The sequence below is a fragment of the Stenotrophomonas sp. CFBP8994 genome, from assembly GCF_034044835.1.
GTDB lineage: Bacteria > Pseudomonadota > Gammaproteobacteria > Xanthomonadales > Xanthomonadaceae > Stenotrophomonas > Stenotrophomonas rhizophila_A.
Genome location: NZ_JAXCWT010000010.1, coordinates 1 through 16,637, shown reverse-complemented (window position 1 = coordinate 16,637; position 16,637 = coordinate 1). Strand labels below are relative to the sequence as shown.

The following is a 16,637-nucleotide window of genomic DNA, read 5'->3' as shown; positions in this document are numbered from 1 at the left end:
CGTCGAGATGGTGATGCCGGGTGACAACGTGAAGATGGTCGTGACCCTGATCAACCCGGTCGCCATGGACGAAGGCCTGCGCTTCGCGATTCGTGAAGGTGGCCGTACCGTCGGCGCCGGCGTGGTCTCCAAGATCATCAAGTAATCTGCACTACCGGCGGCAGCACAGCGCTGCCGGTCTCGCGAACGGCGGGCCGGGAACCTCGGTCCGCCTTCGCCGTCTCAGGGAAGGCAGTTTTTTCAGTACGCCAGTAGCTCAATTGGCAGAGCAGCGGTCTCCAAAACCGCAGGTTGGGGGTTCGAGTCCCTCCTGGCGTGCCACTTCTCCCTTCCAGCGGCCATGCCGCCTCAGCAGCCAGAGCCGGATGAACAGCAAGATCGAGCATTCCAAGGACACCTCCACCGGGGGTGACATCGTCAAATACGCCGCCGCAGTGCTCCTGGCACTTGCGGGTCTTTTTGCGTGGTTCTGGTTCGGCATGCCCGAGCATGCGGCCCAGAATGCCTGGTCCGGTCCCCTGCGTGGCCTGGGTGTCGCCATCGGCCTTGCTGCCGGTTTCGGCGTGTTCATGCTGACCGCCAAGGGTCGTGACACCCGTGAGTTCCTTTCCGAATCCCGCTTCGAGCTGCGCAAGGTGGTCTGGCCGACGCGCCAGGAAGCCATCCGCATGACCTGGGTGGTGATGGTCGTGGTGATCATCCTCAGCCTGCTGCTCGGCGGCTTTGATTTCTTGATTCAGAAAGCGATCCAGTTGTTCCTGGGTCGATAAGGAGAAACCTGTGAAGCGTTGGTATGTCGTTCACGCCTATTCAGGCTTCGAAAAGTCGGTGGCGCAGGACCTGCGCGGCCGCATCGAGCGTAACGAGAAGCAGGAATTCTTCGGTGACGTCCTCGTCCCGACCGAGGAAGTGGTTGAAATGCGTTCCGGCCAGAAGCGCCGTTCCGAGCGCAAGTTCTTCCCCGGTTACGTCCTGGTCCAGATCGAGACGCACGAAGAGAACGGCATTCCCCGGATCGAGAGCGAAAGCTGGCATCTGGTCAAGGAAACGCCCAAGGTGCTGGGCTTCATCGGCGGCACCGCCGATCGTCCGCTGCCGATCGCCGATCACGAGGCCGAGGCCATCCTGAACCGCGTTCAGGAAGGTGTCGAAAAGCCCCGTCCGAAGGTGCTGTTCGAGCCGGGCCAGATGGTCCGCGTCACCGAAGGCCCGTTCAACGACTTCAACGGCGTGGTCGAAGAGGTCAACTACGAGAAGAGCCGCCTGCGCGTCTCGGTGCTGATCTTCGGTCGTGCCACCCCGGTCGAGCTCGAGTTCGGCCAGGTCGAAAAGGCCACCTGATCCGACGGCCGCGCCTGTTCACGCGGCGGCCTGAAAATCTGATATAGTGCGCGGCTTCCTGCCAGGAAGCTGGCAAAAGCAAAGGGCCGCCGCGAGGTGGCCTTCTGCATGAATTCAAAAACGCGACGCCGGGACGCGAGATTCCCGGTCCGATGGGGAGCCTGTGGTCGCAAGGCGCTAGCACCCGGAGAGTATTCACATGGCAAAGAAAGTAATTGGTTACATCAAGCTGCAGGTGAAGGCCGGTCAGGCCAACCCCTCGCCGCCGGTCGGTCCCGCGCTGGGTCAGCGTGGCCTGAACATCATGGAATTCTGCAAGGCCTTCAATGCCGCCACGCAGAAGCTCGAGCCGGGCCTGCCGGTTCCGGTGATCATCACGGCCTATTCGGACCGTACGTTCACCTTCATCACCAAGAGCACCCCGGCCACCACGCTGCTGAAGAAGGCCGCTGGCGTGAGCTCGGGCTCCAAGCGCCCGAACACCGACAAGGTGGGCAAGGTGACCCGCAAGCAGCTGGAAGAGATCGCCAAGGCGAAGGAAGCTGACCTGACGGCCGCCGACCTGGACGCCGCCGTGCGTACGATCGCTGGTTCTGCCCGTTCCATGGGCCTTGTGGTAGAGGGTTAAGAAGATGGCACAGACCAAGCGTGAGAAGGCCATCCAGGCCGCAGTCGTCCCGGGCAAGGCTTACGCCTTCGAGGACGCGATCAAGATCCTGAAGACCGCCACCAAGGCCAAGTTCGTCGAGTCCTTCGACGTCGCCGTGCGCCTGGGCGTGGACGCCAAGAAGTCCGACCAGCAGGTGCGCGGTTCGACCGTGCTGCCGGCCGGTACCGGCAAGAGCGTGCGCGTTGCGGTGTTCGCACCGGCCGGTGCCAAGGCTGACGAAGCCCTGGCCGCTGGCGCCGAAGCCGTCGGCATGGACGACCTGGCCGAGAAGATGCAGGCCGGCGATCTGAACTATGACGTCGTCATCGCCACCCCGGACGCCATGCGCGTCGTGGGTAAGCTGGGCACCGTGCTCGGCCCGCGCGGCCTGATGCCGAACCCGAAGGTCGGCACCGTGTCGGCCAACCCGGGCGAAGCCGTCAAGAACGCCAAGTCGGGTCAGGTGCGTTACCGCACCGACAAGGCCGGCATCATCCACTGCACCATCGGCAAGGCCGACTTCGCCGAAGACGCGCTGAAGTCGAACCTGCAGGCGCTGCTGCTGGACCTGATCAAGGCCAAGCCGGCTACCTCGAAGGGCACCTACCTGCAGAAGGTTTCGGTCAGCTCGACGATGGGCCCGGGCGTCACCGTCGACCAGTCGTCGCTGACCCTGAAGTAATCGTTTGAAGCGGGTACGCGGTTCCGGCCGCGTATCCGTGACATTTGAAGGCAATCCGAACGGGCCCGTCCCGCGACGATAGCCGTCAAAGACCGCAGGGGTGGTGGGCGCAGGCCGGCCGCTTAATCGATTCCCCCGGGGATCACCCTGCGTAGATGGTGCCCTTCTGGAGTTTTCTGGTTCTCGCACGTCTGGGTTCACCCAGGTTGGCCATCCAGGTCTAGAACGGCCCACCCTTGGAACATCGTCCCGATGTTCCCGGCGTCCAGGACGGATGCCGCCCAGGACCGCGCACGGCAGGAGCCGTAAGCGGAGTTCAATTGGAGGAGTGCAATGGCTCTCAATCTGTCCCAGAAGCAAGTAGTAGTGGCCGAGGTCGCGGAAGTCGCTGCCAAGGCTCACTCCTTGATTGCAGCACATTACGCCGGCACCACGGTCGCGCAGATCACCAAGATGCGCGAACAGGCCCGTAAGGAAGGCGTGTTCTTGAAAGTTGTCAAGAACACCCTGGCCGAACGTGCGGTGAAGGGTACTGAATTCGAATCCGCAGGGGCCAAGTTCGTCGGTCCGATGCTGCTCGCGTTCTCGCTCGACGAGCCCGGCGCTGCCGGCCGCGTCATCAAGGAAGCTGCCAAGACCAACGACAAGCTGCAGCCGCAGCTGGTTGTGATCGGTGGCGAAGTGTTCCCGGCAAGCCACGTTGACGTGCTGGCCTCGTTGCCGACCCGCGATCAGGCCCTGGCCATGCTGGCCCGTGTCCTGTGCGAACCGGTCACGATGTTCGCCCGTGCCGTCAAGGCCGTTGGCGAGAAGCAGGAAGGTGGCGCTGTCGCCGCCGAGCCGGCTGCCGAAACCGCCTGAGTCGCTGTTTACGTGGTTCCTGATGGAACCTGAACCCAGAAAATTATCCAAAGGTATTCAAAATGTCCCTTACCACCGACCAGATCGTTGAAGCCATTGCCGCCAAGTCCCTGATGGAAGTCATGGAACTGGTGAAGGCCATCGAAGAAAAGTTCGGCGTTTCCGCCGCTGCCCCGGTTGCCGTTGCCGCTGCTGGCCCGGCTGCTGCCGTTGAAGAACAGACCGAATTCACCGTGTCGCTGAAGAGCGCCGGCGACAAGAAGGTCGACGTCATCAAGGCTGTCCGCGCCATCACCGGCCTGGGCCTGAAGGAAGCCAAGGACCTCACCGAAGCCGGTGGCGTCCTGAAGGAATCGGCTACGAAGGAAGAAGCCGAGAAGATGAAGAAGGACCTGGAAGCTGTCGGCGCGACTGTCGAAGTCAAGTAAGCAGCTCCTTGCGTCGCCATCGAATCACGGCGATGCAGCAAAGGCTGGGGGCGTAAGCCCCCGGCCTTTGGTCGTTATTGCGGTAAGGCCGGATGCATGTCCGGTCCGCGCCAATTCGACCGGTAGATCCGACTGTTAGTCGGATGCTTCACCGGCGACGAGTTGGCAGTTGGAAGTAGCGGGAGAAGGCGTGCTGGTGCCGGCAATACCAGCGACTTCCAACTGACAATTTTCATGTTCCCTTCGGGCCACGCCTCCATGGCGGGGCCCGCACAGCCAAGGTGAGACCCCATGACGTCATATTCGTTCACCGAAAAAAAGCGTATCCGCAAGGATTTCGGCAAGCAGCGCTCGATCCTCGAAGTGCCGTTCCTGCTCGCCATCCAGGTGGATTCCTACCGCGAATTCCTGCAGGAAAACGTGGATCCGGCCAAGCGCCGTGATCTCGGCCTGCACGCGGCCCTGAAGTCGGTGTTCCCGATCGCCAGCTACAGCGGCAACGCTGCGCTGGAATACGTGGGCTACAAGCTGGGCGACCCGGTCTTCGACGAGCGTGAATGCCGCCAGCGTGGCATGAGCTACGGCGCGCCGCTGCGCGTGACCGTGCGCCTGGTGATCTACGACCGCGAGTCGTCCACCAAGGCCATCAAGTACGTGAAGGAGCAGGAGGTCTATCTCGGCGAAATCCCGCTGATGACCGACAACGGCACCTTCATCGTCAACGGCACCGAGCGCGTCATCGTCTCGCAGCTGCACCGTTCGCCGGGCGTGTTCTTCGACCACGACCGTGGCAAGACCCACAGCTCGGGCAAGCTGCTGTACAGCGCCCGCATCATCCCGTACCGCGGCTCCTGGCTGGACTTCGAGTTCGACCCGAAGGACGCGCTGTTCACCCGTATCGACCGTCGCCGCAAGCTGCCGGTGTCGATCCTGCTGCGTGCGCTGGGCTACAGCAACGAAGAGATGCTGGCCGAGTTCTTCGAGATCAACACCTTCCACATCAATCCCGATGAGGGCGTGCAGCTCGAACTGGTCTCCGAGCGCCTGCGCGGCGAGACCCTGAACTTCGACCTGGCCGACGGCGACAAGGTCATCGTCGAAGCCGGCAAGCGCATCACCGCGCGCCACGTGAAGCAGCTGGAAGCCTCGGGCATTGCCGCCCTGGCCGTGCCGGACGATTACATCGTCGGCCGCATCCTGTCCCACGACGTGGTCGACGCGAGCACCGGCGAACTGCTGGCCCAGGCCAACGACGAAATCACCGACGAGCAGCTGCAGGCCTTCCGCAAGGCCGGCGTGGATGCCGTGGGCACCCTGTGGGTGAACGATCTGGATCGTGGCCCGTACCTGTCCAACACCCTGCGCATCGATCCGACCAAGACCCAGCTCGAAGCGCTGGTCGAAATCTATCGCATGATGCGTCCGGGCGAGCCGCCGACCAAGGACGCCGCGCAGAACCTGTTCCACAACCTGTTCTTCACCTTCGAGCGCTACGACCTGTCCACGGTTGGCCGCATGAAGTTCAACCGTCGTGTCGGCCGCAAGGAAGTCACCGGTGAAGCGGTGCTGTACGACCGCAAGTACTTCGGCGAGCGCAACGACGAAGAGTCCAAGCGCCTGGTCGCCGAGCACGGCGACAGCTCCGACATCCTGGACGTGATCAAGGTCCTCACCGAGATCCGCAACGGTCGCGGCGTGGTCGATGACATCGATCACCTGGGCAACCGTCGCGTGCGTTCGGTCGGCGAAATGGCCGAAAACGTGTTCCGCGTGGGCCTGGTCCGCGTCGAGCGCGCGGTCAAGGAGCGCCTGTCGATGGCCGAATCCGAAGGCCTGACCCCGCAGGAACTGATCAACGCCAAGCCGGTTGCCGCTGCCATCAAGGAGTTCTTCGGCTCCTCGCAGCTGTCGCAGTTCATGGATCAGAACAACCCGCTGTCGGAAGTCACCCACAAGCGTCGCGTCTCGGCCCTGGGCCCGGGCGGCCTGACCCGTGAGCGCGCCGGCTTCGAAGTGCGCGACGTGCACCCGACCCATTACGGCCGCGTCTGCACCATCGAAACCCCGGAAGGCCCGAACATCGGCCTGATCAACTCGCTGGCCGTGTACGCCCGCACCAACCAGTACGGCTTCCTGGAAACCCCGTACCGCAAGGTGCACGACGGCAAGGTCTCCGACGAGATTGAGTTCCTGTCGGCCATTGAAGAAAACGAATACGTCATCGCCCAGGCCAACGCCCTGACCGACGCCAAGAGCATGCTCACCGAGCAGTTCGTGCCGTGCCGGTTCCAGGGTGAGTCGCTGCTGAAGCCGCCGGCGGAAGTCCACTTCATGGACGTCTCGCCGATGCAGACCGTGTCGATCGCCGCCGCGCTGGTTCCGTTCCTGGAACACGATGACGCCAACCGTGCACTGATGGGCGCCAACATGCAGCGCCAGGCCGTGCCGACCCTGCGTGCGCAGAAGCCGCTGGTGGGTACCGGTATCGAACGCGCCGTGGCCCGTGACTCGGGTGTGACCGTGAACGCCCGCCGTGGCGGCGAGATCGTGCAGATCGACGCCGGCCGCATCGTGGTCAAGGTCAACGAAGTGGAAATCACCGACGCCAGCGATGCCGGCGTGGATATCTACAACCTGATCAAGTACACCCGTTCCAACCAGAACACCTGCATCAACCAGCGTCCGCTGGTGGAAGTGGGCAACGTGGTGGCGCGTGGCGATGTGCTGGCCGATGGTCCGTCCACCGACATCGGCGAACTGGCCCTGGGCCAGAACATGCTGATCGCCTTCATGCCGTGGAACGGCTACAACTTCGAAGACTCCATCCTGCTCTCCGAGCGCGTGGTGGAAGAAGATCGTTACACCACGATCCACATCGAAGAGCTGACCTGCGTCGCGCGTGACACCAAGCTGGGGCCGGAGGAAATCTCCGCCGACATCCCGAACGTGTCCGAGCAGGCGCTGAACCGCCTGGATGAGTCGGGCGTGGTGTACATCGGTGCCGAAGTGCGCGCCGGCGACATCATGGTCGGCAAGGTCACCCCGAAGGGCGAAAGCCAGCTGACCCCGGAAGAGAAGCTGCTGCGCGCGATCTTCGGTGAGAAGGCGTCGGACGTGAAGGACAGCTCGCTGCGCGTGCCGCCGGGCATGGACGGCACCGTCATCGACGTGCAGGTCTTCACCCGCGACGGCATCGAGAAGGACAAGCGTGCGCGCCAGATCGAGGAAAGCGAGATCAAGCGCGTCAAGAAGGACTTCGACGACCAGTTCCGCATCCTGGAAGGCGCCATCTACGCACGCCTGCGCTCGCAGATCGTGGGCAAGGTCGCCAACGGCGGTGCCAACCTGAAGAAGGGCGACACCATCACCGACGCCTACCTGGACGGCCTGAAGAAGGCTGACTGGTTCGTGCTGCGCATGAAGGACGACGACGCTTCCGAAGCCATCGAACGCGCCCAGAAGCAGATCCAGGCGCACGAGAAGGAGTTCGAGCGTCGCTTCGCCGACAAGCGCGGCAAGATCACCGCCGGCGACGACCTCGCCCCGGGCGTGCTGAAGATGGTCAAGGTGTTCCTGGCCGTGAAGCGCCGCATCCAGCCGGGCGACAAGATGGCAGGCCGCCACGGCAACAAGGGTGTGGTCTCCAACGTGGTGCCGGTCGAGGACATGCCGTACATGGCCTCGGGCGAGACCGTGGACATCGTGCTGAACCCGCTGGGCGTGCCGTCGCGCATGAACATCGGCCAGATCCTGGAAGTGCACCTGGGCTGGGCCGCCAAGGGCCTGGGCCGCAAGATCCAGGGCATGCTCGAGGCACAGGCCGCGATCAACGACCTGCGCAAGTTCCTGGACGACGTGTACAACCACGACAAGACCCAGCATGCCAACCACGTCGACCTGACCCAGTTCAGCGACGAGGAGCTGCTGCGCCTGGCCGGCAACCTCACCGACGGCGTGCCGATGGCCACCCCGGTGTTCGACGGTGCCACCGAAGCTGAAATCAAGCACATGCTTGCCCTGGCTGACCTGCCGCTCAGCGGCCAGACCCAGCTGTATGACGGTCGTACCGGTGAGGCATTCGATCGCCACACCACCGTGGGCTACATGCACTACCTGAAGCTGAACCACCTGGTCGACGACAAGATGCACGCCCGTTCGACCGGTCCGTACTCGCTCGTCACCCAGCAGCCGCTGGGCGGCAAGGCGCAGTTCGGTGGCCAGCGCTTCGGTGAAATGGAAGTCTGGGCGCTGGAAGCCTACGGCGCGGCCTACACCCTGCAGGAAATGCTGACGGTGAAGTCCGATGACGTGCAGGGCCGCAACCAGATGTACAAGAACATCGTCGACGGTGAGCACGAGATGGTCGCGGGCATGCCGGAATCCTTCAACGTGCTCGTGAAGGAAATCCGCTCGCTGGCCATCAACATGGAACTGGAAGACAACTGATCGTGCAGGCGCGGCTGCCCCGGCAGCCGCGCCGCCGGATGTGACCTGACAGCCCCATCGACAAGATTTCCTCCTTTCGGAGAAACACCATGAAAGACCTGCTCAACCTCTTCAACCAGCAGCGCCAGACGCTGGACTTCGACGCGATCAAGATCGCGCTGGCTTCGCCGGACCTGATCCGTTCGTGGTCCTTCGGCGAAGTGAAGAAGCCGGAAACCATCAACTACCGTACCTTCAAGCCGGAGCGTGACGGCCTGTTCTGCGCCGCCATCTTCGGGCCGGTCAAGGACTACGAGTGCCTGTGCGGCAAGTACAAGCGCATGAAGCACCGTGGCGTGGTCTGCGAAAAGTGCGGCACCGAAGTGACCCTGGCCAAGGTGCGCCGCGAGCGCATGGGCCACATCGACCTGGCCTCGCCGGTCGCGCACATCTGGTTCCTCAAGTCGCTGCCGTCGCGCATCGGCCTGATGCTGGACATGACCCTGCGTGACATCGAGCGCGTGCTGTACTTCGAAGCCTACGTGGTGACCGAGCCGGGCCTGACCGCCCTGGAGCGCCGCCAGCTGCTGACCGAAGAACAGTACCTGCAGGCACGCCAGGAACACGGCGACGACTTCGACGCCGCCATGGGCGCCGAGGCCGTGTACGAACTGCTGCGCACCATCGACCTGCAGTCGGAAATGACCCGCCTGCGCGAGGAAATCGCCAGCACCGGTTCGGAAACCAAGCTCAAGCGCCTCACCAAGCGCATCAAGCTGGTCGAAGCCTTCCTGGAGTCGGGCAACCGCCCGGAATGGATGGTCATGACCGTGCTGCCGGTGCTGCCGCCGGACCTGCGTCCGCTGGTGCCGCTGGACGGTGGCCGCTTCGCGACTTCCGACCTGAACGACCTGTACCGCCGCGTCATCAACCGCAACAACCGCCTGCGCCGCCTGCTCGAGCTGAACGCGCCGGACATCATCGTGCGCAATGAAAAGCGCATGCTGCAGGAATCGGTCGATGCGCTGCTGGACAACGGCCGCCGCGGCCGTGCCATTACCGGCACCAACAAGCGCCCGCTGAAGTCGCTGGCCGACATGATCAAGGGCAAGCAGGGCCGCTTCCGCCAGAACCTGCTGGGCAAGCGCGTCGACTACTCGGGCCGTTCGGTCATCGTGGTCGGTCCGTACCTGCGCCTGCACCAGTGCGGCCTGCCGAAGAAGATGGCGCTTGAGCTGTTCAAGCCGTTCGTGTTCGCCAAGCTGCAGCGTCGTGGCCTGGCCACCACCATCAAGGCCGCCAAGAAGCTGGTCGAGCGCGAAGAAGCCGAAGTCTGGGACATCCTGGAAGAGGTCATCCGCGAACACCCGGTGATGCTGAACCGTGCGCCGACCCTGCACCGCCTGGGCATCCAGGCGTTCGAGCCGGTGCTGATCGAAGGCAAGGCCATCCAGCTGCACCCGCTGGTCTGCACCGCGTTCAACGCCGACTTCGACGGTGACCAGATGGCCGTCCACGTGCCGCTCTCGCTGGAAGCCCAGCTGGAAGCGCGTGCGCTGATGATGTCCACCAACAACATCCTGTCGCCGGCCAACGGCGAGCCGATCATCGTGCCGTCGCAGGACGTGGTGCTGGGTCTGTACTACATGACCCGCGCCCTGGAAAACAAGAAGGGCGAGGGCATGGCCTTCGCCAACATCGCCGAAGTGAAGCGTGCCTATGACAACCGCGTGGTGGAACTGCACGCCAAGGTCAAGGTCCGCATCACCGAAGTGGTGACCGACGAGAACGGCGACAAGCAGAACAAGACCTCGATCGTGGACACCACGATCGGTCGCGCCCTGCTGGCCGAAATCCTGCCGGAAGGCCTGCCGTTCGCGCTGGCCAACACCGAGCTGACCAAGAAGAACATCAGCCGCCTGATCAACTCCAGCTACCGCCAGCTGGGCTTGAAGGACACGGTCGTGTTCGCCGACAAGCTGATGTACACCGGCTTTGCCTACGCAACCCGTGCGGGCGTGTCGATCGGTATCGACGACATGCTGATCCCGGACGAGAAGCGCGGCATCCTCACCGAGGCCGAAGCCGAAGTGCTGGAAATCCAGGAGCAGTACCAGTCGGGCCTGGTCACCGCCGGCGAGCGCTACAACAAGGTGGTCGACATCTGGTCGCGTACCAATGAACGCATCGCCAAGGCGATGATGGACACCATCGGTACCGAGAAGGTCGTCAACGCCAAGGGCGAGACCATCGACCAGAAGTCGATGAATTCGCTGTACATCATGGCCGACTCCGGTGCCCGTGGTTCGCAGGCGCAGATCCGCCAGCTGGCCGGCATGCGTGGCCTGATGGCCCGTCCGGATGGCTCGATCATCGAAACGCCCATCAAGGCGAACTTCCGTGAAGGCCTGAACGTGCAGGAGTACTTCAACTCCACCCACGGTGCCCGTAAGGGTCTGGCCGATACCGCGCTGAAGACCGCCAACTCGGGTTACCTGACCCGTCGTCTGGTGGACGTGGCGCAGGACGTGGTCATCACCGAGGTGGATTGCGGTACCTCCGAAGGCCTGACCATGACCCCGATCGTGGAAGGCGGCGACGTCGTGGAGCCGTTGAAGGACCGCGTGCTGGGTCGTGTCGTGGCCGAGGACGTGTTCCTGCCGGGCAACGACGAAGATCCGATCGTGACCCGAAACACCCTGCTCGACGAAGCCTGGGTGGCCAAGCTGGAAGACGCCGGCGTGCAGAGCATCAAGGTGCGCTCCACGATCAGCTGCGAATCGGCGTTCGGCGTGTGCGGCCACTGCTACGGTCGCGACCTGGCCCGTGGCCACCTGGTCAACATCGGTGAAGCGGTGGGCGTCATCGCCGCGCAGTCGATCGGTGAACCGGGTACCCAGCTGACCATGCGTACGTTCCACATCGGTGGTGCGGCATCGCGTGCGGCAGCCGTGGACAACATCACGGTCAAGACCACCGGTTCGGTGAAGTTCAACAACCTCAAGTCCGTCGAACACGCCAGCGGTTCGCTGGTGGCGGTCTCGCGCTCGGGTGAAATCTCGGTGCTCGATGCCCACGGCCGTGAGCGTGAGCGTTACAAGCTGCCGTACGGCTCGATGATCGCGTCCAAGGATGGCGATGCAGTGAAGGCTGGCCAGACCGTGGCCAACTGGGATCCGCATAACCACCCGATCGTGTCCGAAGTGGCCGGTTTCATCCGCTTCATCGATTTCATCGACGGCGTCACCGTCATCGAGAAGACCGACGAACTGACCGGCCTGGCTTCGCGCGAAATCACCGACCCGAAGCGTCGTGGCTCGCAGGCCAAGGAGCTGCGCCCGATCGTGCGTATCGTGGATGCCAAGGGCAATGACCTGACCATCCCGAACACCGATCTGCCGGCCCAGTACCTGCTGCCGCCGCGTTCCATCGTCAACCTGCAGGACGGCGCCGCCGTCGGCGTGGGCGACGTGGTTGCCAAGATCCCGCAGGAAGCGTCCAAGACCCGCGACATCACCGGTGGTCTGCCGCGCGTGGCCGATCTGTTCGAAGCGCGCAAGCCGAAGGATCCGGCGATCCTGGCCGAGCGTTCGGGCATCATCAGCTTCGGCAAGGACACCAAGGGCAAGCAGCGCCTGATCATCAAGGACACCGATGGTTCGGAACACGAAGAACTGATCCCGAAGTACCGCCAGGTGATCGTGTTCGAAGGCGAGCACGTGACCAAGGGCGAAACCATCGTGGACGGCGAGCCGAGCCCGCAGGACATCCTGCGCCTGCTGGGTGTCGAGCCGCTGGCCGCTTACCTGGTGAAGGAAATCCAGGACGTGTACCGCCTGCAGGGCGTGAAGATCAACGACAAGCACATTGAAGTGATCACCCGCCAGATGCTGCGCAAGGTCGAGATCACCGACCAGGGCAGCAGCAAGTTCCTGAATGGCGAGCAGGCCGAGCGCCAGCGCGTCATCGAGGAAAATGCACGCCTGACCACCCGCAACGAGCTGATCGCCCGTTTCGACCCGGTCCTGCTGGGCATCACCAAGGCATCGCTGGCCACCGAATCGTTCATCTCGGCGGCCTCGTTCCAGGAAACCACCCGCGTGCTGACCGAAGCTGCCGTCCGCGGCACCTCGGACAACCTGCGCGGCCTGAAGGAAAACGTCATCGTCGGCCGCCTGATCCCGGCCGGTACCGGCCTGGCGTACCACGCCAACCGTCGTCGCAACGCCTCCGGGCTGACCGAGTCGGAAATGCAGACCCTGTCCGGCGGCGCGCCGGCGGTGGCTGAAGTGGCGCCGGCAGCCCCGGTGGCGGTGGAATCGACCGAAGCCGAATCGGCCGCGGACGAGTGATGGATCCGGTCCGGCCTTCTGGCCGGACCACCCTCGGCGGTGGCGCAATCGCCACCGATGGGGTAGGATGCCGGCCGGTCCTCGAAAGGGGGCCGGTTTGACAACCTGAACGGGGGGCATGGAAAAGGCTCCCCTGTAACGGCCCGGGATCAGGGTCGGCTTGGCGTGCGCGCGGTTGACTGCGTTTTCGCCGGGTTGCTACAATCGTCTGTCTCAGCAGGCCGGTTTCTCGCCTGCTCGCACATATCCGCATTCATGGCCTGTTTTTCACCGGGCCTCTCTCAGAAGAACTTACTGATGGCGACGATCAATCAGCTTGTCCGCAAGCCGCGGCAGGCAACCACTTACAAGAGTGCCTCCCCGGCTCTTGAAAAGTGCCCCCAGCGCCGTGGCGTCTGCACGCGCGTGTACACCACCACCCCGAAGAAGCCGAACTCGGCGCTCCGCAAGGTTGCCAAGGTCCGCCTGACCAACCAGGAAGAGGTCATCAGCTACATCGGTGGCGAAGGCCACAACCTGCAGGAGCACTCCGTGGTCCTCATCCGTGGCGGTCGCGTCAAGGACCTGCCGGGTGTGCGTTACCACACCGTGCGTGGCTCGCTGGACGCCTCGGGCGTTGCCAAGCGTCGCCAGGGCCGTTCCAAGTACGGCGCCAAGCGTCCGAAGAGCTAAGGGAAAGTACACATGTCTCGTAAAGGTAATACGCCGCAGCGCTCTGTCCTGCCGGATCCGAAGCACGGAAGTGAAACCATCGCGCGCTTCATCAACATGGTGATGCTGAGCGGCAAGAAGTCGGTCGCTGAAAAGATCGTCTATGGCGCCATGGACGTGATCAGCGAAAAGAACCCGAACTCCATCGAGCTGGTGCAGAAGGCTCTGGACAACGTGGCTCCGTCGGTCGAAGTGAAGTCCCGCCGCGTCGGCGGTGCGACCTACCAGGTGCCGGTCGAAGTGCGTTCGTCGCGCAAGATGGCCCTGGCCATGCGCTGGCTGATCGACTCCGCCCGCAAGCGTGGTGAAAACACCATGCCGAAGAAGCTGGCTGCAGAACTGCTGGATGCCTCGGAAAACCGTGGTGGCGCCATCAAGAAGCGCGAAGAAACCCACCGCATGGCCGAAGCCAACAAGGCCTTCGCCCACTACCGCTGGTGAGTTTGACGGCCTTGTAAAACAGGCACGGCAGCACCATTAAGGTGCTGCCTCGCGGCCCCAGAAGGGCTGCGCCAATCCGAAGGCCGCCGAAAGGCGGCGTTCGGCCATCCGAATTCCAAGAAATTGAGAGGCTCCCGTGGCCCGCACCACTCCCATCGAGCGTTACCGCAATTTCGGCATCATGGCCCACATCGATGCCGGCAAGACCACCACGTCCGAGCGCATCCTGTTCTACACCGGCAAGAGCCACAAGATCGGTGAAGTGCACGACGGCGCCGCCACCATGGACTGGATGGAGCAGGAGCAGGAGCGTGGCATCACGATCCAGTCCGCTGCCACCACCGCGTTCTGGAAGGGCATGGACAAGTCCCTGCCGGAGCACCGCTTCAACATCATCGACACCCCCGGGCACGTCGACTTCACCATCGAAGTGGAGCGCTCGCTGCGCGTGCTCGACGGTGCGGTGTTCGTGCTGTGCGCCGTCGGTGGCGTGCAGCCGCAGTCCGAAACCGTGTGGCGCCAGGCCAACCGGTACAAGGTGCCGCGCATCGCGTTCGTCAACAAGATGGACCGCACCGGCGCCAACTTCACCAAGGTCGTTGGCCAGCTGAAGGCCAAGCTCGGCGCCACCGCCGTGCCGATGCAGCTGCCGATCGGCGCTGAAGAAGGCTTCAAGGGCGTCGTCGACCTGATCAAGATGAAGGCCATCCATTGGGATGAAGCCTCGCAGGGCATGAAGTTCGAGTACCTGGAGATCCCGGCCGAGATGAAGGACGCCGCCGAAGAGGCGCGCACCTTCATGATCGAAGCCGCGGCTGAAGCCAGCGAAGAGCTGATGGAAAAGTACCTGGGCGGCGAAGAGCTGACCGAGGCCGAGATCATCGAAGCCCTGCGCGTGCGCACCCTGGCTACCGACATCGTGCCGATGTACTGCGGCTCGGCGTTCAAGAACAAGGGCGTGCAGGCCATGCTGGACGGCGTGGTGCAGCTGCTGCCGTCGCCGATCGACGTGCCGGACGTGACCGGTACCGACGTCGATGACGAAACCGTTGCGCTGAGCCGCAAGTCCGACGACAAGGCACCGTTCTCGGCGCTGGCCTTCAAGATCATCACCGACCCGTTCGTGGGCGCGCTGACCTTCTTCCGTGTCTACTCGGGCACGCTGAACGCCGGCGACCAGCTGCTGAACTCGGTGAAGGGCAAGAAGGAGCGCATCGGCCGCATCCTGCAGATGCACTCCAACGATCGCGAAGAGATCAAGGAAGTGCTGGCCGGTGACATCGCCGCCGCCGTGGGCCTGAAGGACACCACCACCGGTGACACCCTGTGCTCGCAGGAGCACCCGATCATCCTGGAGCGCATGGTGTTCCCGGAGCCGGTCATCTCGATGGCCGTCGAACCGAAGACCAAGTCGGACCAGGAAAAGATGGGCCTGGCCCTGGGCCGTCTGGCGCAGGAAGATCCGTCGTTCCGCGTCAAGACCGACGAAGAATCCGGCCAGACCATCATCTCGGGCATGGGCGAGCTGCACCTGGACATCATCGTTGACCGCATGAAGCGCGAATTCAACGTTGAAGCCAACGTCGGCAAGCCGCAGGTGGCCTACCGCGAAACCATCCAGCTGGCCGACGTGAAGTCGGATTACAAGCACGCCAAGCAGTCCGGTGGTAAGGGTCAGTACGGTCACGTCGTGATCGAGCTGTCGCCGATCACCGCTGAAGACCGTGCCGATCCGAAGATCGCGCCGAACATCAAGGACGATTTCCTGTTCGTCAACGACATCACCGGTGGCGTGATTCCGAAGGAGTTCATCCCGTCGATCGAAAAGGGCCTGCGCGAAACCATCACCAGCGGTCCGCTCGCTGGCTTCCCGGTCGTGGACGTGAAGGTGAAGCTGGTGTTCGGCTCCTACCATGACGTCGACTCCTCGGAAATGGCGTTCAAGCTGGCGTCGTCGATGGCCTTCAAGCAGGGCTTCGCCAAGGCCAAGCCGGTGCTGCTCGAGCCGATCATGAAGGTCGAGATCGTTACCCCGGAGGATTACCAGGGTGACGTGATGGGCGACGTGAGCCGTCGTCGTGGCGTGCTGCAGGGTTCGAGCACCACCGGTGACGGTTCGGCCAGCATCATCAACGCGATGATCCCGCTGGGTGAAATGTTCGGTTACGCCACCTCGCTGCGTTCGCAGACCCAGGGTCGCGCAACGTTCACGATGGAATTCGACCACTACGAGCCGGCGCCGAGCAACATCGCCGACACCGTGATCAAGAAGTCCTGAGCATAAGCTCAGGATTTCATCTCCCTCTTTCTGATATCCAAGGTATACAACAATGGCAAAGGGTAAGTTCGAGCGCACCAAGCCGCACGTCAACGTCGGCACCATCGGTCACGTCGATCATGGCAAGACCACGCTGACTGCTGCGCTGACCAAGATCGGCGCAGAGCGCTTCGGTGGCGAATTCAAGGATTACTCCGCGATCGACGCCGCGCCGGAAGAAAAGGCACGTGGCATCACGATCTCGACCGCGCACGTCGAATACGAATCCACCGAGCGTCACTACGCCCACGTCGATTGCCCGGGCCATGCTGACTACGTCAAGAACATGATCACCGGTGCTGCCCAGATGGACGGCGCGATCCTGGTCTGCTCGGCTGCTGACGGCCCGATGCCGCAGACCCGCGAGCACATCCTGCTGTCGCGCCAGGTCGGCGTGCCGTACATCGTCGTGTTCCTGAACAAGGCCGAC

12 protein-coding genes, 1 tRNA gene and 1 pseudogene are annotated in these 16,637 nt (G+C 63.3%); all 14 read left to right on the top strand.

Features of this window, described 5'->3' with window-relative positions; genetic code table 11:
- Window positions 1-145, top strand: a pseudogene (locus SOM39_RS19055) (elongation factor Tu); the annotation flags it as partial.
- 100 nt (window positions 146-245) lie between these two features.
- Window positions 246-321 (top strand) — tRNA-Trp (locus tag SOM39_RS19050).
- A gap of 44 nt (window positions 322-365) precedes the next feature.
- A complete protein-coding gene (gene secE / locus SOM39_RS19045; RefSeq protein WP_093534574.1) occupies window positions 366-770 on the top strand; it encodes a preprotein translocase subunit SecE in 405 nt (134 codons plus the stop codon).
- Between the two features lie 10 nt (window positions 771-780).
- On the top strand, window positions 781-1,341 hold the full coding sequence (gene nusG / locus SOM39_RS19040) for a transcription termination/antitermination protein NusG (RefSeq protein ID WP_068849436.1): 561 nt from the start codon (window positions 781-783) through the stop codon (window positions 1,339-1,341).
- A gap of 199 nt (window positions 1,342-1,540) precedes the next feature.
- The gene (gene rplK, locus SOM39_RS19035; protein WP_068849438.1) at window positions 1,541-1,969 is read left to right on the top strand and encodes a 50S ribosomal protein L11; all 429 of its coding nucleotides are present in this window, start codon (window positions 1,541-1,543) and stop codon (window positions 1,967-1,969) included.
- Between the two features lie 4 nt (window positions 1,970-1,973).
- Window positions 1,974-2,672: a 50S ribosomal protein L1 gene (gene rplA, locus SOM39_RS19030; protein WP_068849440.1), complete on the top strand. Its 699-nt coding sequence runs from the start codon at window positions 1,974-1,976 to the stop codon at window positions 2,670-2,672.
- Window positions 2,673-3,005: 333 nt separating this feature from the next.
- A complete protein-coding gene (gene rplJ / locus SOM39_RS19025) occupies window positions 3,006-3,533 on the top strand; it encodes a 50S ribosomal protein L10 (protein ID WP_217538918.1) in 528 nt (175 codons plus the stop codon).
- A 62-nt stretch (window positions 3,534-3,595) separates the two neighbouring features.
- Window positions 3,596-3,961, top strand: a complete 366-nt coding sequence (gene rplL, locus SOM39_RS19020) for a 50S ribosomal protein L7/L12 (RefSeq protein ID WP_184124900.1) — start codon at window positions 3,596-3,598, stop codon at window positions 3,959-3,961.
- Between the two features lie 291 nt (window positions 3,962-4,252).
- Window positions 4,253-8,407: a DNA-directed RNA polymerase subunit beta gene (gene rpoB, locus SOM39_RS19015; RefSeq protein WP_184124902.1), complete on the top strand. Its 4,155-nt coding sequence runs from the start codon at window positions 4,253-4,255 to the stop codon at window positions 8,405-8,407.
- An 89-nt stretch (window positions 8,408-8,496) separates the two neighbouring features.
- Complete coding sequence (rpoC, locus tag SOM39_RS19010; protein WP_068849448.1) at window positions 8,497-12,738, top strand: DNA-directed RNA polymerase subunit beta'; 4,242 nt, start codon at window positions 8,497-8,499, stop codon at window positions 12,736-12,738.
- 297 nt (window positions 12,739-13,035) lie between these two features.
- Window positions 13,036-13,410, top strand: coding sequence for a 30S ribosomal protein S12 (gene rpsL / locus SOM39_RS19005; RefSeq protein ID WP_025879344.1), 375 nt, complete (start codon window positions 13,036-13,038; stop codon window positions 13,408-13,410).
- A gap of 12 nt (window positions 13,411-13,422) precedes the next feature.
- Window positions 13,423-13,890 (top strand): 30S ribosomal protein S7, encoded by a 468-nt coding sequence (gene rpsG / locus SOM39_RS19000; RefSeq protein ID WP_068849450.1) that lies wholly within the window; start codon window positions 13,423-13,425, stop codon window positions 13,888-13,890.
- Window positions 13,891-14,026: 136 nt separating this feature from the next.
- Entirely contained in the window at window positions 14,027-16,168 is a 2,142-nt protein-coding gene (gene fusA, locus SOM39_RS18995; protein WP_184124906.1) for an elongation factor G, read from the top strand.
- 52 nt (window positions 16,169-16,220) lie between these two features.
- Window positions 16,221-16,637: GTP-binding protein (locus SOM39_RS18990; protein ID WP_320459234.1), on the top strand; the 417-nt coding region annotated here is incomplete at its 3' end.

Coding starts and splice junctions, on each gene's coding strand:
- rpoB (WP_184124902.1), top strand. CDS start 4,253: ATGACGTCATATTCGTTCACCGAAAAAAAGCGTATCCGCAAGGATTTC.
- rplJ (WP_217538918.1), top strand. CDS start 3,006: ATGGCTCTCAATCTGTCCCAGAAGCAAGTAGTAGTGGCCGAGGTCGCG.
- rpsG (WP_068849450.1), top strand. CDS start 13,423: ATGTCTCGTAAAGGTAATACGCCGCAGCGCTCTGTCCTGCCGGATCCG.
- rpoC (WP_068849448.1), top strand. CDS start 8,497: ATGAAAGACCTGCTCAACCTCTTCAACCAGCAGCGCCAGACGCTGGAC.
- rplA (WP_068849440.1), top strand. CDS start 1,974: ATGGCACAGACCAAGCGTGAGAAGGCCATCCAGGCCGCAGTCGTCCCG.
- rplL (WP_184124900.1), top strand. CDS start 3,596: ATGTCCCTTACCACCGACCAGATCGTTGAAGCCATTGCCGCCAAGTCC.
- secE (WP_093534574.1), top strand. CDS start 366: ATGAACAGCAAGATCGAGCATTCCAAGGACACCTCCACCGGGGGTGAC.
- rpsL (WP_025879344.1), top strand. CDS start 13,036: ATGGCGACGATCAATCAGCTTGTCCGCAAGCCGCGGCAGGCAACCACT.
- rplK (WP_068849438.1), top strand. CDS start 1,541: ATGGCAAAGAAAGTAATTGGTTACATCAAGCTGCAGGTGAAGGCCGGT.